The 19,927-nt window shown below is 35.1% G+C and carries 18 protein-coding genes; 6 read left to right on the top strand and 12 right to left on the bottom strand.

Features of this window, described 5'->3' with window-relative positions:
* Positions 1–198: 198 nt before the first annotated feature.
* Together ES676_RS06055 and uvrC are read right to left on the bottom strand one after the other, a co-directional pair.
* A complete protein-coding gene (locus ES676_RS06055; RefSeq protein WP_148369366.1) occupies positions 199–2,439 on the bottom strand; it encodes a patatin-like phospholipase family protein in 2,241 nt (746 codons plus the stop codon).
* A gap of 3 nt (positions 2,440–2,442) precedes the next feature.
* Positions 2,443–4,242 (bottom strand): excinuclease ABC subunit UvrC, encoded by a 1,800-nt coding sequence (gene uvrC, locus ES676_RS06050; RefSeq protein WP_148369365.1) that lies wholly within the window; start codon positions 4,240–4,242, stop codon positions 2,443–2,445.
* A 130-nt stretch (positions 4,243–4,372) separates the two neighbouring features.
* Here uvrC and ES676_RS06045 point away from each other — a divergent pair, with 130 nt between their 5' ends.
* From ES676_RS06045 to ES676_RS06030, 4 genes are read left to right on the top strand one after another with little or no spacing between them, the layout of a single operon-like run.
* Complete coding sequence (locus ES676_RS06045) at positions 4,373–4,798, top strand: ATP-dependent zinc protease family protein (RefSeq protein ID WP_148369364.1); 426 nt, start codon at positions 4,373–4,375, stop codon at positions 4,796–4,798.
* Positions 4,795–5,673 (top strand): 30S ribosomal protein S6--L-glutamate ligase, encoded by an 879-nt coding sequence (gene rimK / locus ES676_RS06040; RefSeq protein ID WP_148369363.1) that lies wholly within the window; start codon positions 4,795–4,797, stop codon positions 5,671–5,673. Before ES676_RS06045 ends, rimK begins: the two co-directional genes overlap by 4 nt.
* Positions 5,674–6,645, top strand: coding sequence for a succinylglutamate desuccinylase/aspartoacylase family protein (locus ES676_RS06035; protein ID WP_148369362.1), 972 nt, complete (start codon positions 5,674–5,676; stop codon positions 6,643–6,645).
* Positions 6,646–6,652: 7 nt separating this feature from the next.
* Positions 6,653–7,216, top strand: a complete 564-nt coding sequence (locus tag ES676_RS06030; RefSeq protein ID WP_148369361.1) for a 5-formyltetrahydrofolate cyclo-ligase — start codon at positions 6,653–6,655, stop codon at positions 7,214–7,216.
* 62 nt (positions 7,217–7,278) lie between these two features.
* On the opposite strand, the gene ES676_RS06025 is transcribed toward ES676_RS06030, so the two are convergent.
* From ES676_RS06025 to ES676_RS06005, 5 genes are all read right to left on the bottom strand, one after another.
* Positions 7,279–7,908 carry a lipoprotein signal peptidase gene (locus ES676_RS06025; RefSeq protein ID WP_148369360.1) on the bottom strand — a complete coding sequence of 210 codons (630 nt, stop codon included), beginning with the start codon at positions 7,906–7,908 and terminating at the stop codon, positions 7,279–7,281.
* 26 nt (positions 7,909–7,934) lie between these two features.
* The gene (locus tag ES676_RS06020; RefSeq protein ID WP_148369358.1) at positions 7,935–8,558 is read right to left on the bottom strand and encodes a DUF4097 family beta strand repeat-containing protein; all 624 of its coding nucleotides are present in this window, start codon (positions 8,556–8,558) and stop codon (positions 7,935–7,937) included.
* A 104-nt stretch (positions 8,559–8,662) separates the two neighbouring features.
* Positions 8,663–9,046: a TraR/DksA family transcriptional regulator gene (locus tag ES676_RS06015; protein ID WP_148369356.1), complete on the bottom strand. Its 384-nt coding sequence runs from the start codon at positions 9,044–9,046 to the stop codon at positions 8,663–8,665.
* 5 nt (positions 9,047–9,051) lie between these two features.
* On the bottom strand, positions 9,052–12,456 hold the full coding sequence (gene ileS / locus ES676_RS06010) for an isoleucine--tRNA ligase (protein ID WP_148369354.1): 3,405 nt from the start codon (positions 12,454–12,456) through the stop codon (positions 9,052–9,054).
* A 104-nt stretch (positions 12,457–12,560) separates the two neighbouring features.
* Positions 12,561–13,022 carry a hypothetical protein gene (locus ES676_RS06005; RefSeq protein ID WP_148369353.1) on the bottom strand — a complete coding sequence of 154 codons (462 nt, stop codon included), beginning with the start codon at positions 13,020–13,022 and terminating at the stop codon, positions 12,561–12,563.
* Positions 13,023–13,262: 240 nt separating this feature from the next.
* Between ES676_RS06005 and ES676_RS06000 the strand changes: the two genes are divergently transcribed.
* On the top strand, positions 13,263–14,195 hold the full coding sequence (locus tag ES676_RS06000; protein ID WP_246130316.1) for a mechanosensitive ion channel family protein: 933 nt from the start codon (positions 13,263–13,265) through the stop codon (positions 14,193–14,195).
* 50 nt (positions 14,196–14,245) lie between these two features.
* Here the strand turns inward: ES676_RS06000 and radA are convergent, their stop codons facing one another.
* Genes radA through panC form a run of 5 tightly spaced genes read right to left on the bottom strand, consistent with a single transcriptional unit; the run spans position 14,246 to position 18,991 of the window.
* Positions 14,246–15,604 carry a DNA repair protein RadA gene (gene radA, locus ES676_RS05995; protein WP_148369351.1) on the bottom strand — a complete coding sequence of 453 codons (1,359 nt, stop codon included), beginning with the start codon at positions 15,602–15,604 and terminating at the stop codon, positions 14,246–14,248.
* A gap of 33 nt (positions 15,605–15,637) precedes the next feature.
* Positions 15,638–16,783: an alpha/beta hydrolase gene (locus tag ES676_RS05990; RefSeq protein WP_148369350.1), complete on the bottom strand. Its 1,146-nt coding sequence runs from the start codon at positions 16,781–16,783 to the stop codon at positions 15,638–15,640.
* A gap of 37 nt (positions 16,784–16,820) precedes the next feature.
* A complete protein-coding gene (locus tag ES676_RS05985) occupies positions 16,821–17,774 on the bottom strand; it encodes a lysylphosphatidylglycerol synthase transmembrane domain-containing protein (RefSeq protein WP_148369348.1) in 954 nt (317 codons plus the stop codon).
* 4 nt (positions 17,775–17,778) lie between these two features.
* On the bottom strand, positions 17,779–18,129 hold the full coding sequence (gene panD, locus ES676_RS05980) for an aspartate 1-decarboxylase (RefSeq protein WP_148369346.1): 351 nt from the start codon (positions 18,127–18,129) through the stop codon (positions 17,779–17,781).
* A gap of 13 nt (positions 18,130–18,142) precedes the next feature.
* The gene (gene panC, locus ES676_RS05975; RefSeq protein ID WP_148369344.1) at positions 18,143–18,991 is read right to left on the bottom strand and encodes a pantoate--beta-alanine ligase; all 849 of its coding nucleotides are present in this window, start codon (positions 18,989–18,991) and stop codon (positions 18,143–18,145) included.
* Positions 18,992–19,104: 113 nt separating this feature from the next.
* On the opposite strand from panC, the gene ES676_RS05970 reads away from it, so the two are divergent.
* Positions 19,105–19,914 carry a glycogen/starch synthase gene (locus ES676_RS05970; protein ID WP_148369343.1) on the top strand — a complete coding sequence of 270 codons (810 nt, stop codon included), beginning with the start codon at positions 19,105–19,107 and terminating at the stop codon, positions 19,912–19,914.
* Positions 19,915–19,927 lie beyond the last annotated feature (13 nt).

Below are 19,927 nucleotides of genomic sequence, written 5' to 3'. Positions count from 1 at the left end.
TTTTAAATGCGATAATAAGTCTTGCCAAAAGTGTTTCATTACCAACAAATATCGTTAATTTTTTGGAGTTTATAAAATGTAATTGAATAACTCGTAACGCGAATATTTAAAACCACTGATTTTGAGGCTGTTTTTAACTCACCTGAGACGTATAACACATTTAAAAAAGAAGTCACTTCCGTTTTTTAGCAAGAAACACTAAAACCAGAAACCCAAATTAAAAAACCAGTAACTTTCTTGAGTGTCTGGAGACCACGTATAACGTGCTTCGATGGGGCCTAAAAAGGTTTCCACCCCATAACCTAAAGCATAACCAGAGTAAGTTGGCCACGCAAACCAACCTACAGTATCGAATAAATCATTTTCAATATTAGCATAGTTTGCTGCTAATAAAATGTGGTTTTTTTTAAACACTTCGTAATCGGCTTGAATGGTGGCTTTAATATAACTATTTCCACGAATAGATAAAAAGTCGTAACCATAAAAGGATTTAAGATTATTTACAAAGTTTTTAGCGTAACCGCCAAGAATATAGTCGAAAGATGAACTTTGGTTAGAATTAATACTTAAACCCGCTTCGTTTATAATTGAAGCGCTAAACTTATCGCTAAAACTCTGTGCGTAGCCCAACTTACCGCTTAACACTGAAAATTCTGAGAAATCCTTATTATAGTCTGACGAATATAAGTAAATATTAAAATCGCCATTAAGATAAAATCCTTTTGAAGGATAGTACTTATCATCGAAAGAATCGTATGTAATATTGCCATATAAACTTACATAATCACTTTTATCGAAATAAGTTTCTTTATTAGACTCGGCAATTACGGTTTCTGTACTTATTTTTAAACGTTGATGTTGCGCGCCTAAAGTAATTTTAAAATCGTTTTTATATTGCGTTTGCACAAAGAAACGATTGCTTAAATCGCTTAATTGCGTATTTAGTTTATTGACTCCTGAAAGCGTCAATTCTTCGGGCGTTAATAATCCTGATGCCGATACGTTTGCCTGGAATTCACTGTATTCAGAGCTTACTCCAATACTCCAATAATGTCCTTTATCGATATAATAATCAAAATTATACCGCACATTATCCCCCACGATAAAATCGAAGGACAAAACATCACTTTTAAATAACAACTGCTTGTTCGTAATATTTACTAAAAGAGCACTTTTATATAGCCCGTCGTAATGTAGTCCTAATTTTAGAGAAGCTGTTTTTTTCGTCTCCTTCAATTCTGTGTACAAATCGTAACCGTCTACACCCTTTTTTTTCGAAGGTTTCAATTTATAATTAAAACTATCGAAGTTATTTGTTCCTACCAAATTGTTTGTTCCACTTACAAAAGCGTCGTAAGTGATTTTCTCAGAGGGTTTAAACTTAAATTTACCTAATACGTAAGACATTGTATAATTATGTAATCCTTCAAAATAAATATCATTAATTTGAAGGCTGTCGGGCACTTTATGTTCTGTAATTTCTAAGGGTTCTTTAATTTGTTGTCCGGCAAGGACTTTTAATTCTGGAATTTTTAAAACAGCCGCAGCTTCTCCGTTTTCAATAATTTTCTCACCTAAATCGAAAGACACCACCGTAAATTTTGTAATATCTGGTTTGATATAAATATCTGTTTTTTTAGACTTCTCTTTCATATCATTAATGGTACGAAAGTTATTTATCTGAAATAATATCGCAGCAGCTGAAGACAAATCTGTTCGCTTCGCCAATCCATCTTGCACATCGACACCTATTATAACATCCATTCCTTTAGCTCGAAGTTCGTCTATAGGATAATTATTAACCACACCTCCATCTATTAACAATTCGTCATTAATGAGTACGGGTTGAAACAACGATGGAAAGGCACCACTTGCTTTTACTGCCAATGCCAAATTGCCCTTATCTAATATCACGGGCTGCCCATTCTCTATATTTGTTGCAATACAGAAAAAAGGAATAGGAAGTTTACTAAAATCGTCCGTATTGGAAACGTGCAACGTTAACCGTGATAATAAATTGAACGTGTTTTGTCCACGAGATAATGCCGATGGTAATTTTAGAGAAAAATTGTCGAAAGGTAAGGTCACCGCATATTTTTCGTAGTTTTCGCGCTCGTAGAACGTTTTTGCTTCTCGCGGAATATTATCGTTAATAATTTTACTAAAATCTACTCTTTTAAATATAGAATCTAATTGTTTTCCGGAGTATCCTGAAGCGTATAGCGACCCTACAATAGCACCCATACTTGTACCCGCAACATAATCGACACGAATACCGAGACTATCTATTACTTTCAAGGCACCAATATGAGCCAATCCTTTTGCACCTCCACCACTTAAAACCAGACCCACTTTCGGTTCTTTATTTCCGTCATTTTGGGCATAAATATTACCACTTAAAACGACTAATAATAGCGTTAAAATAATTAGGTACTTCATCTATTAGTCTTCATTTTTATGGTAGTAATTATAAATTTTTTCGGCCCTAGAAACACCAATCACAGCCTCTAACTCGTCTAGCTTTGCATAGGCAACGCGTTTCGCCGATTTGAACGCTTTTAACAAATCTACGATTGTTTTTTCACCAATACCTGGAATTGTTTCCATTTCTGTATTTAACGCGGCTTTGCTACGTTTATTCCTGTGGTGCTCAATTCCGAAACGGTGCGCTTCGTTTCTTAATTGTTGTATTATTTTAAGGGTTTCACTTTTTTTATCTAAATACAATGGTATGGAGTCTCCCGGATAAAACAGCTCCTCTAAGCGTTTTGCAATACCAATAATGGCTATTTTTCCTCTCAATTCTAAATCGTCTAAGCTTTTTAAGGCCGATGATAATTGGCCTTTTCCACCATCAATTATAATTAGTTGTGGTAACGGTTGGTTCTCGTCTAACAATCGTTTATATCTTCTGTAGACGACTTCTTCCATAGAAGCAAAATCGTCCGCACCTACAACCGTTTTAATATTAAAATTTCTATAATCCTTTTTACTTGGCTTTCCGTTTTTAAAAACTACACAAGCCGCTACCGGATTTGTTCCTTGAATGTTCGAATTGTCGAAACATTCTATATGCCGTGGCTCTACACTTAAACGCAAATCCGTTTTCATCTGTGCCATTATACGTTTTACATGGCGATCTGGATCTGTAATTCTTACTTGTTTAAAGCGTTCCATTCGGTAATATTTAGCATTTCGAATAGATAAATCTAGAATATGCTTTTTATCTCCCAATTGCGGAATCGTTACTTTCAGCTCATCGCCAAGATGCACCTTAAAAGGTACATATATTTCTCTAGAATTAGAGTTGAATCGCTGTCTAATTTCAATTATTGCGAGTTCTAAAAGTTCTTTGTCCGCCTCGTCTAATTTCTTTTTAATTTCTAAGGTATGTGACCTCGTAATAGAACCATAAGATATCTGAAGAAAATTAATATAACCATAGCTGTCGTCGCTTACAATGGAGAATACATCAACGTTACTAATTCGCGGATTAATAATTGTAGATTTTGCTTGATAATTTTCTAAAACTTCAATTTTTTCTTTAATCTTCTGTGCTTCTTCAAACTGCATATTCTCGGCAAAAATGCTCATTTGCTCTCTAAACACATCTATAGAATCTTTAAAATTCCCTTTTAAGATTTCTTTTATCGCCACTATATTTTCGTGGTAATGCGCTTCGGTTTCTAAACCTTCACAAGGGCCTTTGCAATTTCCTATGTGGTATTCTAAACACACTTTATATTTATCTGCTTCAATTTTCTCTTGAGCCAAATCGTAAGTACACGTTCTTAATTGGTATAATCCTTTTATTAAATCCAAAAGTACCGATACCGTTTTCATACTCGTATATGGCCCAAAATACTGGCTCCCATCTTTTATAATACGACGGGTAGGAAAAATTCTAGGAAAGCGTTCATTTTTAATACAAATCCACGGATACGATTTGTCGTCTTTTAACAAGACATTATACCGTGGCTTGTACTTCTTTATTAAGTTGTTTTCAAGTAAAAGCGCATCGGTTTCAGTTTCAACAACAATATGTTTTATACTCTCTATATTTTTAACTAGCACACGAGTTTTACCATTATCGTGGGTTTTATTAAAGTAAGAACTTACTCTTTTTTTAAGATTTTTAGCCTTTCCAACATAAATAATAGTGCCCTCGGCGTCCAGGTATTGATATACTCCGGGCGAGTTGGGTAAGGTTTTTATCTGCAGATCTAAAGGGGTTTCACTCATTGTGTAAAGGTAATTATTTATCTGTTTTTTTAAAGTATAGTAAATCCCATTAAACGTTAATCTTTTACAAAATAACATTTTTCTGCATTAACTATTTTATTACATTGCACCACTTTATTATCTTATCAAGATGAAAAAAAAAATCATTGGTCGCGTTGACAAAGTCGACTTTCCGAAACTTAATTTATATAGTATAAACGTTAAAGTGGATTCTGGCGCTTATACTTCAGCTATACATTGCTCAAAAATAAAAGAAGAAAACAAGCAATTAAAATGCACTTTTTATAGCAAAGGACACCCGAATTTTAATGGTAAAGAGGTTGTTTTCGATACTTATTCTTTTACAAATGTAAAGAGTAGTAATGGACAAGTAGAGAATAGGTATAAAATTAAGTCGGAAATTATACTCTTTGGAAAAACGTATAAAATAAATTTTACACTAAGCACAAGAGCAGAGATGAAGTTTCCTGTTTTAATTGGAAGACAATTTTTAAGTCGCAAATTTATGATAGATGTAGATAAAGAAAACCTATCCTATAAAAAATCACTAGAATGAATATAGTAATATTATCAAGAAACGCCCATTTATACTCTACAAGACGATTAATTGAAGAAGGCGAAAAAAGAGGACATAAGCTAGAGGTTATTGACCCGTTGCGTTGCGATATCATTATCGAAAAAGAAAGACCACGTATTTATTATAAAGACAGATATCTTGATTATGTAGATGCTGTTATCCCTAGAATTGGAGCTTCGGTAACGTTTTACGGTTGCGCTGTAGTGCGCCAATTTGAAATGATGAATGTGTTTACAACGGCATCTTCAGAGGCTATTTTAAAATCTAGAGACAAATTAAAAAGTCTTCAAATTTTAAGTAAAGCAGGAATCGGAATGCCCAAAACAGTGTTTACAAACTACTCTAGAGATGTTGAAGAAGTTGTCGCGCATGTTGGGGGAACGCCTTTAATTATAAAGCTATTAGAAGGAACGCAGGGTTTAGGTGTGGTTTTAGCTGAAACAAAAAATGCTGCCGAATCTGTTCTAGAAGCATTTAATGGCTTACAAGCCCGCGTAATTGTACAAGAGTTTATAAAAGAAGCAAAAGGTGCCGATTTAAGAGCTTTAGTCGTAGACGGGCAAGTTGTAGGCGCTATGAAACGCCAAGGAAAAGAAGGGGAATTTAGATCTAATTTACACCGTGGTGGATCGGCAAATATTATAAATTTAAATGATGCTGAGATTGCCGTGGCTATGAGAGCATCGAAAGCCTTAAAACTACCTGTTTGTGGTGTCGATATGTTACAATCTGCTCGTGGACCACTGTTATTAGAAGTGAATTCTACCCCTGGCTTAGAAGGTATTGAAGCCGCAACAGAAAAAAACATCGCTCTAAATATTATTAGCTATATTGAACAAAATCATATACAATAAATGAAGGAAAGCGGTACCGTTTTAAATATTCTTGGGGAATCTATTTACCCCGGTGAAAGCAGAGAAGCCGCGTTTAACATTGCTAAGCTGCACACGCAAACGCCTGTAGATGTTCCTGTAATTATAGAACGCTCTAAAAAACCAGGGCCCACAATTTTATTTACTGCAGGTATACATGGTGACGAGGTTAATGGTGTAGAAATAGTACGACAGCTTATCGCTAAAGGTATTAACAAACCCAAAAAAGGAACTATAATTTGTATTCCAGTTATTAATATTTTCGGCTTTATTAATATGAATCGTTCGTTTCCCGATGGTCGCGATTTAAACCGCGTGTTTCCAGGTGTAAAATCGGGATCGCTAGCAAGTCGTGTGGCCAACCAATTGATTACTGAGATTTTACCCCACATCGATTTTGTTTTAGATTTTCACACCGGTGGGGCTTTACGTTTTAATGCCCCTCAAATTCGCATTGCTAAAGGAAACCCCGATTACGACGCTATGGCCAAGGTATTTGGTGCTCCTTTTATAGTGTATACAAAAAACATAAGTCGCTCGTTTAGAAACACGTGTAACCAAATGGGCAAACCTATTTTGTTATACGAAGGAGGGAAATCGTTACATATAGACGCGAATGTTACGAACACCGGTGTCAATGGCGCAAAACGTGTTTTGCATCATTTCGGAATGCTTAGAAGTAATTTTAAAGTCTCTAAACCTAAAAAAGAACCGTTATACGTTAAAGAAAGTAAATGGATTCGCGCTACGTTTTCTGGGATGTTTAAGTCTACAACACATATTGAAAAGCTAGTAGAAAAAGGAGAGGTTTTGGGCCATATCACAGATCCCTACGGTAAATTTAATCATTTTGTAAAAGCGCCAAATGCAGGATATATTATCAATATAAATGATGCGCCTTTAATTTATCAAGGGGATGCATTGTTTCATATTTCGATAGAACACGATAAATAAGAGGGTTATGGTAAAAGCCGAATTAAGAAAAAAATATAAAGAACTTCGCAAAAATTTATCCGAAGACCTAAAAGAAGAATTCAGCTTAGCGATAGCAAATAATCTGTTATCACTTTCAATTTGGGAAAAGGACTTCTATCATATTTTTCTTTCGATTGAAACACAAAAGGAAATAAACACCGATTATATTTTAAATATTTTAGCTGGAAAAGATAAGAATATTGTAATTTCTAGAAGTAATTTTGATACGATTACCTTAGAAAATGTTTTGTTAACGGATAGTATTACAATTACGTTAAATGCCCATAATATCCCTGAGCCTATTGGTGGCATTCCAATACCCGCAAATAGTATAGATGTGGTGTTTATACCACTATTAGCCTTCGACGAGAAAGGTAACCGGGTTGGATATGGCAAAGGTTTTTATGATGCTTTTTTAGCGGATTGCACACCCGACACCTTAAAAATAGGCCTTTCGTTTTTTGATGCTGAGCCCGAAATTAAAGAGGTGTATTCTGGAGATATTCCTTTAGACTTTTGTGTAACGCCAAACAAAACGTACCGCTTTTAATACTATTTTAAAGGCATTAGCCTACACTAAATGTTTTATGACATACATTTTTAAAGTGTTTCTTACACCGTCTCTGGCTTAGGAAATGCTTGCTTATTGAAGAAGATTAAAAGCACAAAACCAATACTAATAGCGACATCGGCGATGTTAAAAACCGGTTCGAAAAAAGTAAAGAATTCTCCGCCATAGCCAGGAATCCATTCCGGTAAATAGCCTTTCCACAGTGGGAAATACAGCATATCTACTACCTTACCGTGAAATAAGCTATCGTAGCCGCCTGCTTGCGGTAAAAAAGTAGCCACTTGCGCATAGCTATTATCAAAAAACACACCGTAGAATACCGAGTCTATAATATTACCTAATGCCCCCGAGAAAATAAAAGCTAACGCTATAATAAGTACACGAGAGCCTTCTTTTTTAAGTGTTGAAATCAACCAATAGCCAATACCAAAAATGGCTGCTATTCTAAATAAGGTTAAGCTTAATTTCGCAACGCGATCACTTATAAAGGGAAAAATATCGCTTAATTTTGTGCCCCACGCCATACCATCATTCTCTATAAAATAAATTCTGAATTTATCGAAAACAGCAACACTTTCTCCCAGCTGAAAATGGGTTTTTATATAAACCTTACTTATTTGATCGATAATCAAGATGATAATTATAAGAAAAGAGGCTTTTTTAAGAGTCATAACAGGTATTTGAGGCAAAAATAGCGTTATTTTTCGATTTTTTTTAGATTAATATCGCCATTAATACTATTGATTTCGATCGTATTATCTCCATAGATTAAAGACTCTTTCGTTAGCGTTCCGTATTTTGTATGCGCTTTTACTTGGGCGTAATTAGTTTCAATAGTTACATTTCCGTTAATAGTATTAATAAGTCCACTTCCTATAAAATTATTTAAAAAGCAATTGCCTTGAGATAATTCGGCAGTAATAAAGGCATATTTCCCTTTAATCTTTGCTGAACCAATATCGCTTTTTAAATACACTTTTAAGCCCTCAGGAATTTCTAATACAATTTCTATAGACACCACTTTGTGAGCGCTTAACTTGTCGTTGTGTAAGGCAAAAGAGGGTCTAAAAACACTTCCTATATATAAGGTGCTATCTTTAATTTCATGCGCTACAGTTATTTCTGGCGTATACTCCCCTTCAATTTTTGTAATTAAATGAATGGAATTTGATCGTCGCGTTTGTAAATCAATTTTAAAAATATAATTCCCATTAATTACTACATTGTTTATTGCTGTCGCACTAAAAGTTTCTTCCACTTTCTTTTGAGCTGAAAGTTGAAGACTGATAAAAAGAAATAATAAGATAATTACGGGCTTCATTGCTAAATGAGAAATTTACGTTTTAAAAAGATAATGAAACACAAAACGCCTCAATAAAAGTTGAAGCGTTTTGTGATAAATAAATTTAAAAATGATGGTGTGTTTTACTTCTGCATATTTTTAGCTTCTATACTAAGCGTTGCATGTGGCACTAACTCCAATCGGTTTTTATTAATTAGTTTTCCCGTTACACGGCAAATACCGTAAGTTTTATTTTCAATTCTAATTAACGCATTTTTAAGATCGCGAATAAACTTTTCCTGTCTAATCGCTAATTGCGAATTAGATTCTTTACTGTTTACGGCACTACCCTCATCGAACGATTTAAAGGTTGGCGACGTGTCGTCGGTACCATTGTCTTGATCGTTAATGTAAGCACTTTTAATAAGATCTAAATCGCGTTTCGCTTTCTGGATTTTATCTAAGATTAATAGTTTAAATTCTGCTAAATCTTTATCTGAATATCTTGATGTATTTTGTGTTATCATAATTCTTAAATTTTTTGAATAAATAGCTTGGTCTGTACTGTATCGAATTCAATATCTATACCACTATTTAATTCGTCCATAATTTCAAGCTCATTGGTTAATGTTTCTGCTTTGATATAAGCTTCGTTGGTTTTAACCGCTTCGTTTACTTGATCGTTTTTTAATAACTTAACATTAATTCTATCTGTAACTTCAAAACCAGAGTCTTTTCTTAAATTCTGAATGCGGTTTACGAGCTCTCTTGCAACGCCTTCTTTACGTAATTCGCTAGATATTGTAACGTCTAAAGCTACTGTATAAACGCCTTCATTTGCGACTAGCCAACCTTCTATATCTTGTGAGGTAATCTCTACATCACTGACCTCTAAAGTAATAATTTTTCCGTTACAATTTACATCATGTTGTCCTTTTTGCTCAATATTTTTAATATCTTCGGCCGTCATTTTAAGTATCTCACTAGCAATCAGCTTCATATCTTTACCAAAACGGGGTCCTAAAGTTTTAAAATTAGGTTTCACCTGCTTAACTAAAATATCTGAAGCATCGTCTAAAAGCACAACTTCCTTAACATTAACCTCGTATTTTATTAAATCCGCAACCCCTAAAATTTCTTCTCTTTGCTGTTCGTTAACAATAGGAATCATAATCTTTTGCAGCGGCTGGCGTACTTTTATTTTTTCTTTCGCTCGCAGTGATAACACTAAGGAGGATATGGTTTGTGCTGCTTCCATTTTTCGCTCTAAAGCTTTATCTATAAAACTTGAATCGCTTTCAGGAAAATGTGCCAAATGTACACTTTCAAACCCTTCTGAATGTGTCGTATTTGTTAAGTCTAAGTACAATCTATCCATAAAAAACGGAGCGATAGGCGCACCTAATTTCGCAATGGTTAACATACAGGTATACAACGTTTGGTAAGCCGATATCTTATCTTTCTGATAATCGCCTTTCCAAAATCGTCTTCTACTTAAACGCACATACCAGTTACTAACATAATCTTGAGTGAAATTAGATATTGCTCGTGCTGCTTTTGTAGGTTCGTACTCGGCATAAAAAGTATCTACTTTTTTAATAAGCGTATGTAACTCTGAAAGAATCCAGCGATCAATTTCTGGTCTTTCTTCTAATGACACATCGGCTTCGGCGTAGGCAAACTTATCAATGTTTGTATACAATTGAAAAAACGAATAGGTATTGTATAACGTTCCGAAAAACTTTCGTTTCACCTCCTCTATACCATCTACATCGAACTTTAAATTATCCCACGGGTTTGCATTTCCAATCATATACCAACGCGTTGCATCCGCACCATAGGTGTTTAACGTTTCGAAAGGATCTGTGGCGTTACCTAAACGTTTCGACATTTTTTGTCCGTTTTTATCTAATACTAATCCGTTAGACACCACGTTTTTGTAAGCTACAGAATCGAAAACCATTGTTGCTATTGCGTGCAACGTGTAAAACCAACCGCGAGTTTGGTCTACACCTTCCGCTATAAAATCGGCTGGAAATGATTTGTTTTCATCAATTTTATCTTTGTTCTCGAACGGGTAATGCCATTGTGCGTAAGGCATAGAACCTGAATCGAACCAGACATCTATTAGATCATTTTCGCGACGCATAGGTTTTCCTGATGGCGAAACTAATGTAATTTGATCCACAATATTTTTATGCAAGTCTAATTTCGCATAGTTTTCTTCGGTGTTATCACCCACCTGAAAATCTTCAAAAATATCTTTTTCTAAAACGCCAGCGTTAACCGCTTTGGTCATTTCGGCTTTTAACTCTTCAACCGAACCAATAAAGGTTTCTTCTTTACCATCTTCGGTCCTCCAAATTGGTAAGGGAACTCCCCAGTATCTTGAACGCGATAAATTCCAATCGTTTGCATTAGCTAACCAATTACCAAAACGGCCTTCACCTGTTGATTTAGGCTTCCAATTAATGGTTTTATTAAGCTCGTGCATACGGTCTTTAACATCGGTTACTTTTATGAACCACGAATCTAAGGGGTAGTATAAAATGGGTTTATCGGTTCTCCAACAGTTTGGATAGCTGTGCTTGTATTTTTCGACTTTAAACGCTTTATTTTCTTCTTTCAATTGAATTGCAAGCTCAACATCTACCGAACGTTCTGGGGCTTCGCCCTCTTCATAGTATTCGTTTTTAACATATTTACCTGCATATTCTGCCATTTCTGGTCTAAATTTTCCCTGCAAATTTACTAAAGGCACTAAATTGCCATTTTCATCTTTTACAAGCAATGGTGGAATTTCTGGAATTGCTTGTTTTGAAACTAAGGCATCGTCTGCTCCAAAAGTAGGGGCTGTATGTACAATTCCTGTTCCGTCTTCAATAGTAACGAAATCTCCGGAGATTACTCTAAATGCATTTTCTGGGTTGTCGTATGGCAAGGCATACGGCAATAATTGTTCGTACTTGATACCAACAAGATCTTTTCCTATAAAATCTTTAACCACAAAATAAGGAATTTTCTTATCGCCCTCCTTGTAGTCTAACAATTCCGCTTTTGTTTCTACACGCTTAAATTTACCATCAAATTGACTGTTAACCAATGGTTTCGCCAAAATCACATTCATTGGTTTAAATGTGTATTGGTTATACGTTTCTACTAAAACGTAATCTATTTTTAACCCTACCGTTAAGGCAGTATTACTTGGCAATGTCCACGGTGTCGTTGTCCAGGCTAAAAAGAAAATATCTCCTTCATTTTGTAAAAAGTCTGGCAATGTGCTTTCTATCGCTTTAAACTGAGCCACAACTGTAGTATCTGTAACATCTTGATACGTTCCTGGCTGATTTAACTCGTGAGAACTTAAACCTGTTCCCGCTTTTGGCGAGTACGGCTGTATTGTGTATCCTTTATAAATTAAGTTTTTATTGTAAATTTCTTTAAGCAACCACCAAACGGTTTCCATATATTTTGGATCGTAAGTAACGTATGGATTATCCATATCTACCCAATACCCCATTTTTTGGGTCAGGTCATTCCAAACATCAGTATAACGCATTACCGCTTTACGGCAAGTCGCATTATAATCTTCCACAGAAATGGTTTTACCAATATCTTCTTTGGTTATTCCTAGTTCTTTTTCTACACCAAGCTCTATCGGTAAACCGTGAGTATCCCAACCGGCTTTACGCTTTACTTGAAACCCTTTCATCGTTTTATAACGCGGAAAAATATCTTTTATAGCACGTGCTAAAACATGGTGTACGCCTGGCAATCCATTTGCAGATGGAGGGCCTTCAAAAAACACATAAGGGGTGTTACCTTCGCGAGCAGTAATACTCTTTTCAAAAATATTGTTTTCCTTCCAGTATGTTAGAATTTCTTCTGCTACATTTGGTAAGTTAAGTCCTTTATATTCAGGGAATCCTGTGCTCATTTTGTCTAATTTCTTATTCGAATTGCGAAATTAGGGAATTTTAAGAAAATAAGAAGTGTGTTCACACTTAAAAACAGCCTATTACCTAAATAATTTTAAGATCTCTAATGCGCCGATTTAAATTGCTTTTTAAACAATTTAGCTTTATTGATTAGTATTTTTTCTTGAATTTTGCCAATATTGACTCTTGAAATCACCTTTCCGTTTTTAATATATAGCTTTTTGATATTACCAGAAGGCGATGTAGATGTAATTAAAACCAAGTTATCGGCTTTAAAATAGTAGTTTTCTATTAGCGTTTGATCTGTTTTTTCACTGTTTTTAATCTGAAATAACGCATGCTCATCCTGACTGAATTTTTCTTGATAGGTAAAGGTGCCAATATCTTTAAAACCCGACGCGTCAGTTAGCGCCCCTCTAGTCAAGGTCTGTTTTAGATCTGTATTCTTATTTATCTTTAGAGCGTAGGCGTCGGTACTTTTTATAAACGCATCGCTATTTAGTTTTGGTCCACAAGCAACGATAAACAGTGACATAACCGGCAATAAGAGAGCTTTCAATTTCATAATTGTTTTTTCATTTGCTCTAAAAATAACACCTTTTTAATTATTTTTTATTGGTATTAAGATAAACTTAAGGATTCTACACGTTAACTAATTAGTCTTAAAATAACTTTGGAGAACCGTTAATTCGGTATTCCTATTAATAATTAAAGCATCCCATTTTAAAGACATTGAAAAAAGTGTTTCGGATTGTTTACTTATTTAGTATATTAAATCGCATTTACTCACATAATAAAATTACTTATGAACCTACTTATGGATGTTAATCAGGAATCCCATCAAACAGTTACCGACTCTTTTCTGTCTTTTTACGACCAACTTATGGCGCAGCTTCCCGGTATAGGATTGGGGCTTTTAATTGTAATCTTTGGCACTTTAATAGCCACTTGGCTTGGTCAATTTGCCAGAAAACGGATTGCTTCTAGAACTAAAGACCCTTTAATGAGTCAGTTTTTAAGCAAGGCCTTAAAATACACCTTAATAATGATTGCTATTATTCTCGCCTTAAAAGCTGCAGGATTGGGCGCTATTGCAACCGGAATATTTACGGCCGCAGGAGCCAGTGCTGTTGTACTAGGATTTGCTTTTAAGGATATTGGACAGAATTTTATCGCTGGAATAATTTTAGCTTTTAGCAGACCGTACGATGTTGATGATACGGTTGAAATTGGTGAAAATTTTGGAAAAGTTAAAGCGTTAGAGTTTAGATATACCAAATTAAAAACCTTTGATGGCAAAGATGTCTATATCCCCAATAGTGATGTTTTAACTAAACCTGTAACCAACTATACCGAAGACGGTTTTTTTCGTTGGGATTTTATTGTGGGTATTGCTTACGAAAACAATATTAACGAAGCAAAGCACGTTATTTTAGAAACCTTAGAAAAAGAGCCCAATGTTATTGCCGATATCGACCATCAAAACTTTGTTATTGAAGACGAATTAGCGACAAGCACAGTGAATTTAAAAGTTTACTTCTGGGTAGACACGAAAGACTTTAGAAAAATGGCTTTAATTACAAAAGGATCTGTTGTTAGAAATGTAAAAGAAGCTCTTGAAAATGCTGGTTTTTATATGCCTGCCGATATACAAGAGGTCAAAATTTATGGTGCTGAAAAAGACTTTCCAATTCGTATTTCTAAACCTGAACCTGACAATAAAGAAAGCAATAAATAACTCGTGTTTGATAGGAAATCTCAAGTTAAAATAGTGTTTTTAACACTGAATTAAGACAGCAAATCTACTAAATCTTCAACCTTAGAAATTAATTGTATTTTTATATCCGTGTTTTTTAGTGAAATCTTATTGTATTTTGAGACAAAAATACTTGAGAAGCCTAATTTTTCGGCTTCTAAGATGCGTTGTTCCACACGCTGAACTGGCCTAATCTCACCCGACAAACCAACTTCGCCTGCAAAACAATAATCGCTTTGTAAAGCATCGTCTTCATTAGAAGATAAAATGGCGGCGACTACTGCCAAATCTATAGCAGGATCGTCTACAGTAATACCTCCTGTAATATTTAAAAAAACATCTTTTGCCCCTAACCGGAAACCTGCACGCTTCTCTAACACGGCCAATAACATGTTTAAACGCTTCGCATTAAAACCGGTTGCACTACGTTGTGGCGTACCATACACCGCGGTGCTTACCAAAGCTTGTACTTCAATCATTAAAGGGCGCATTCCTTCAAGTGTTGCAGCCACTGCATTACCAGAAAGTTCTTCGTCCTTTTTGGAAATTAAGATCTCGCTTGGGTTAGAGACCTCTCGTAAACCCGAACCTTGCATTTCGTAAATTCCCAATTCGTTGGTCGAACCGAAGCGGTTTTTATGCGCTCTTAAAATTCTAAAAACGTGATTGCGATCGCCTTCAAACTGAAGCACAGTATCTACCATATGTTCCAATATTTTTGGGCCAGCGATATTTCCGTCTTTAGTAATATGACCAATTAAAATAACCGGCGTTGCTGTTTCTTTAGCAAACTTAATTAGCTCGGTCGTACATTCTTTTATTTGGGAAATACTTCCGCTAGACGACTCTATATAATCGCTATGTAAGGTTTGTATAGAATCTATAATTACGATATCGGGTTCTAAAGCCTCAATCTGTTTAAAGATATTCTGCGTTTTAGTTTCGGTTAAAATGTAACAACTTTCGTTATTTGGGTTAATACGATCGGCACGCATTTTAATTTGTTTCTGACTTTCTTCACCTGAAACATATAAGGTTTTATATGGTAATTTTAACGAAATCTGCAACAATAGCGTGCTTTTACCTATTCCGGGTTCACCCCCCAAAAGCGTTAAAGATCCCGGCACAATTCCGCCACCCATTACACGGTTAAACTCACCATCGCGACTATCTAATCGCGCTTCTTGAGATGCATCAATATCTTTAATTCTTAAAGGTTTCGAAGCGCGTTTTGTTGTCTTGGTTGCTATTTTCCATTCACTTTTTTCTGGCACTTGAAGCACCTCTTCTACTACCGTGTTCCATTCTTTACACGCTGAGCATTGCCCTTGCCATTTAGAGTATTGTGTACCGCAACTCTGACAAAAAAAAGTTGTTTTTACTTTTGCCATATATTTTTATCCTCTTACCGATAATTATTTGTGTTAAAATCCAAAATCTATTTTTAACTGCTCTGCAAGCTCTAACACGTGGTCTTTAGTTATGCCCCCAATTTCTTGAAGTATATAAGCCGATTGATAAGTTTTCATTGCTTTTTTAGGATTACCCGTTTCTTCATAATAGCGCCCTAAATAGTAGTTTCCTAAAAGTGTATCGGGGTATTGTTTTCTGGCTAATTTCCCTAACGCTTCGAAATAGTCGAATTTTTCAGTCTTATTGATGGTCGCTGCCACTGCTCTAAAATCATTAATAGAGATTTGTTTTTTTATTCCGAATAAATCTTCGATGGTTTCATACTTTTCAGTTAAATATTCAACTGGTGATCCCTCAAACTTTAACAATGTGTTTTTATATTCGTCTTTAGAAATTGGCTGAAACACGAAAAAGATGCTTTCTAAAGCCTTCGGAATAGCATACGCTGGTAACGAATAATGTGTTGGTCCTTCAAAGTTATCGAAAGCTTTTAACACGTTTTTGTTATCGATACCATTTAACGCCGTTTGCAACCCTTCCGTTTTTTCTTTTAAACTTTTTACATCGTTGGAAGCGGTTGCCAGATAGTAAAATATTTTAGATTCTACTGTCGCTAAACGTTCGCTTACAAAGGTCGTCATATCTGGAGCTAAATCCGGACTTAAGGCAATGTATGCTCGAAATAACGGGGCTTCCTTTAGTAAAAAGTAATTGATAAAGTTGGCCGTCTTATCATGACCAATAGCCACTTTAAAAGCCTCTGTTCTATACGTATTATTAAGGTAAGGCACCAATTCTTCGCCTACAAATCTAAAAAAGGCATCCCCATTATCTATGGGTAAAGAATTTAATTCAGAAAAAGCGGTGTCGTCTTCACGTTTACCTAATTGATTAACTCCTATAACAATACATTCTGGAATATCTTCCCAATAGGCATAGTAGTCGACATTTCCCGCGACCATTTCGAACAGATAATCACCGTCGAAAACAACCACTATAGGATAACTTTTATCGCTTTTATCGTAGCCCCTTGGCAATTGTATTTTAAGCTGTCTTGATTCGCCCAAAATCTGAGATTCGAAGTTTTTATAACTTATTTGAGCTGTTATTTGCTGAAAAGAAAATACAACTATAAAAAGGAGAATGAGTCTTCGCATTTTTAGTTAATGTTTAATTATGAATGCAAGGTACAAATTATTTCTTTCGGTTGTAGATAGGTAAATACAATAGCGATGCCCCTCCTAAAATAATAATCATTATGGTCTGGGAAGTCCACATAATCCAGCCAAAAGCGCGACTCGGATCTTCTGATAAACCAAACAGAACAAAAGCAATGACTACCGCTTCAGGATACGAACCAATACCTCCATTTGTCGCTGCAATACTAAACGTCGCTAAAATAAAACCGACTAAAATGGCCCCAATAGGTACGGCACTTAAACCAGACACCGACAAACTTGTCACGTAAAACATTGACAAATACATCACCCATATAAAGAGGGTATGAAAGATAAACGCCCATTTTTTCTTCATCTTAAAAATGCTAAGCGCGCCTTCCATTAGACCGTTTACAAATTGCCTGATTTTTAACCCAATACCCGCTTTGCTTCGCTTAATTATAAAAAAGAATAGTAATACAAGAAGGACTACTACTGAAGCTCCTAAAATTAATTTTGAAGGATTAAATTTCTCTATAAAAAAGGAATAGATAAAATCGAATTGCATAAAAAGTGTTACAGCAATAATAAGTAATAACACAATTAAATCGGCTACACGTTCGGCTACAATAGACCCGAAACCCTTATCGAAAGGCACATTTTCGTAATTAGTTAAGATACTTGCTCTGGCGACTTCACCCGCTCTAGGAATGGTATAATTTATTAAATACGTCGCAAAAACGGCCATTATACTATTTGCTAACTTGACGTTATAGCCCATTGGTTCAAGCATAAACAACCAACGATAGGCACGAGAAATATGACTTAGTAGTCCTAAAAACAAACCTAATACAATGTAGGTATAATCGGCCGTTTTAAAATACCCCAATAGGTCTTGAAAAGATAATTTTGACAAGGAATACCCTATTAAAAAAACGCCCAAAAGAATTGGGAGTAGGATTTTTAGTATTTTTAATAGGCTTTTATTCACGTATTTAGTTCAATAAATTGGTGTTTTCGTTTGGAAATACCAACGATGGTTTAAACACTTTAGCGGCTTCAATATCCATAAAAGCATAAGTGATTAAAATTAGCACATCGCCTGGCGAAACTAAACGCGCTGCGGCACCATTTAAAGTGATTTCCCCAGAATTTCTTGGTCCAGGAATGGCGTAGGTTTCTAAACGGGCGCCGTTATTATTATTTACAATTTGAACTTTCTCACCTTGTATAATATTAGCGGCTTCCATTAAATCTTCATCAATAGTGATGCTACCAATATAGTTAAGATCGGCGCCTGTAACTTTTACTCTGTGAATTTTAGATTTGACTACTTGTATTTGCATAGTGCAAAGATAATTAATTAAGTGCTAAATTGTCTATTAATCTTATGTCGTCCGCATAAGCGGCAATAAAAGCACGATAGTTAGTATTTTTTTGTTGAGTTGTAATAGGTTTTAACGTTTTAACGTCGGCTATGATAAAGTATTCTAGTTTTAATAATTTATGATTAGCGAACTCGTTTTCAACCCATTCTACTATTTCTTTAGCATTTTTTATGCCAAACTGCGCTTTGGCAGCCTGCAGCGTTTTATAAATAAATGGGGCTTGTTTTTTATAGTTTGGTTTTAGCCGTTCATTTCTAGAACTCATTGCTAAACCAAAGGCATCCCGATAAATAGCGCACCCCACAATAGTTACTGGTAATTTATGCTTTTCGACCAATTTCTTAATAATAGCTAATTGCTGATAATCTTTCTCGCCAAAATACGCCCTATTTGGTGTTACAATTTCGAACAATCGCTTTACAATAGTGCCTACACCGTCAAAATGGCCGTCGCGAAACCGCCCTTCCATTTCGTGCTCTAAACCATCAAAATTGAATCTTTCAGCTGTGGTTTGGCCTTCATAAATATCATCTACACTAGGCGCGTAAACGATAATATCTTCAGATTGGGTTTGCAATAATTCAATATCGCGCTCTAAAGTTCTAGGGTATTTTTTTAAATCTGAAGCGTTATCAAATTGTGTAGGATTTACAAATATGCTAACCACTGCGAAATCGTTGTGTAATAGCGCCTCGTTAACCAAGGCCAAATGCCCCTCGTGTAAAGCACCCATTGTGGGCACAAATCCAAACGTAAATCCTTCAGACTTAAGTTTCTTAATATGTTTCTGTATTTGTACTTTATTGTTGTAAACAGTCATTTTTAATATAAAATTAACGGGTGCAAACTTAATATATTAGTGGCACTCTGCATAAATTTTTGTACTTTTGCGTGTTTTTTATTTTGAATTCCTCAAAAACCCATACAATTATTATGAAAGATAAGAGAATATTATATGTATCGTCTGAAGTGGTACCTTATTTACCTGAAACAGAGATTTCTTCAATGTCGTTTGAAACGCCAAGAATGGTAAACCAGCAAGGGGGACAGATACGAATATTTATGCCGCGCTATGGTAACATTAACGAGAGAAGGCACCAACTTCACGAAGTTATCCGTTTATCCGGAATAAACTTAGTAATTAACGATCTTGATATGCCACTTATTATAAAAGTAGCCTCTATTCCAAAAGAACGTATTCAAGTTTATTTTATAGATAATGACGAGTATTTTAAAAGAAAAGCAACGCTAACAGACGAAGACGGAAAGCTATTTAGCGACAACGATGAGCGCGCTATATTTTTTGCAAAAGGCGTTATCGAAACTGTCAAGAAATTAAACTGGTCTCCCGATATTATTCACATTCACGGTTGGTTAGCGTCGCTACTTCCTTTGTATTTAAAACAATTTTACAAAGATGAACCTTTATTTAATGAAAGTAAAATTGTGACCTCGGTATACAATCAAAGTTTCGAAGAGACGTTAAATGTAGATATGATTAACAAGATTAAATTTGATAATATCGCCGACGACGCTATTAAAGTTCTTGAAAAACCAACGTATAACAACTTAATGAAAGTGGCTATAGACAATTCTGATGCTTTAATAATTGGCTCGGAAACTATACCTGATGAGTTAAAAGACTATTTAAAAGATTCGAAAAAACCTGTATTAGACTTTAAAGAAAAAGATGAGTTTGCAGAAGCTTATACTGAGTTCTATAATACTAGTGTTTTAGATTAATTCGACCTAAATT

The sequence above is a fragment of the Bizionia saleffrena genome, from assembly GCF_008086175.1.
In the GTDB taxonomy this organism is placed as follows: domain Bacteria; phylum Bacteroidota; class Bacteroidia; order Flavobacteriales; family Flavobacteriaceae; genus Bizionia; species Bizionia saleffrena.
The sequence above is the reverse complement of the archived record's forward strand: the minus strand, read 5'-3'. Positions and strand labels throughout refer to the sequence as shown.

Excerpts from the sequence above, each read along its gene's own strand:
- ES676_RS06030 (WP_148369361.1), top strand. The coding sequence starts at position 6,653 with ATGGTAAAAGCCGAATTAAGAAAAAAATATAAAGAACTTCGCAAAAAT.
- panC (WP_148369344.1), bottom strand. The coding sequence starts at position 18,991 with ATGACTGTTTACAACAATAAAGTACAAATACAGAAACATATTAAGAAA.
- ES676_RS06000 (WP_246130316.1), top strand. The coding sequence starts at position 13,263 with ATGAACCTACTTATGGATGTTAATCAGGAATCCCATCAAACAGTTACC.
- ES676_RS05970 (WP_148369343.1), top strand. The coding sequence starts at position 19,105 with ATGAAAGATAAGAGAATATTATATGTATCGTCTGAAGTGGTACCTTAT.
- ileS (WP_148369354.1), bottom strand. The coding sequence starts at position 12,456 with ATGAGCACAGGATTCCCTGAATATAAAGGACTTAACTTACCAAATGTA.
- ES676_RS06005 (WP_148369353.1), bottom strand. The coding sequence starts at position 13,022 with ATGAAATTGAAAGCTCTCTTATTGCCGGTTATGTCACTGTTTATCGTT.
- ES676_RS06020 (WP_148369358.1), bottom strand. The coding sequence starts at position 8,558 with ATGAAGCCCGTAATTATCTTATTATTTCTTTTTATCAGTCTTCAACTT.
- ES676_RS06045 (WP_148369364.1), top strand. The coding sequence starts at position 4,373 with ATGAAAAAAAAAATCATTGGTCGCGTTGACAAAGTCGACTTTCCGAAA.
- ES676_RS05990 (WP_148369350.1), bottom strand. The coding sequence starts at position 16,783 with ATGCGAAGACTCATTCTCCTTTTTATAGTTGTATTTTCTTTTCAGCAA.
- ES676_RS06035 (WP_148369362.1), top strand. The coding sequence starts at position 5,674 with ATGAAGGAAAGCGGTACCGTTTTAAATATTCTTGGGGAATCTATTTAC.
- rimK (WP_148369363.1), top strand. The coding sequence starts at position 4,795 with ATGAATATAGTAATATTATCAAGAAACGCCCATTTATACTCTACAAGA.
- ES676_RS06025 (WP_148369360.1), bottom strand. The coding sequence starts at position 7,908 with ATGACTCTTAAAAAAGCCTCTTTTCTTATAATTATCATCTTGATTATC.
- radA (WP_148369351.1), bottom strand. The coding sequence starts at position 15,604 with ATGGCAAAAGTAAAAACAACTTTTTTTTGTCAGAGTTGCGGTACACAA.
- ES676_RS06055 (WP_148369366.1), bottom strand. The coding sequence starts at position 2,439 with ATGAAGTACCTAATTATTTTAACGCTATTATTAGTCGTTTTAAGTGGT.
- uvrC (WP_148369365.1), bottom strand. The coding sequence starts at position 4,242 with ATGAGTGAAACCCCTTTAGATCTGCAGATAAAAACCTTACCCAACTCG.
- panD (WP_148369346.1), bottom strand. The coding sequence starts at position 18,129 with ATGCAAATACAAGTAGTCAAATCTAAAATTCACAGAGTAAAAGTTACA.
- ES676_RS06015 (WP_148369356.1), bottom strand. The coding sequence starts at position 9,046 with ATGATAACACAAAATACATCAAGATATTCAGATAAAGATTTAGCAGAA.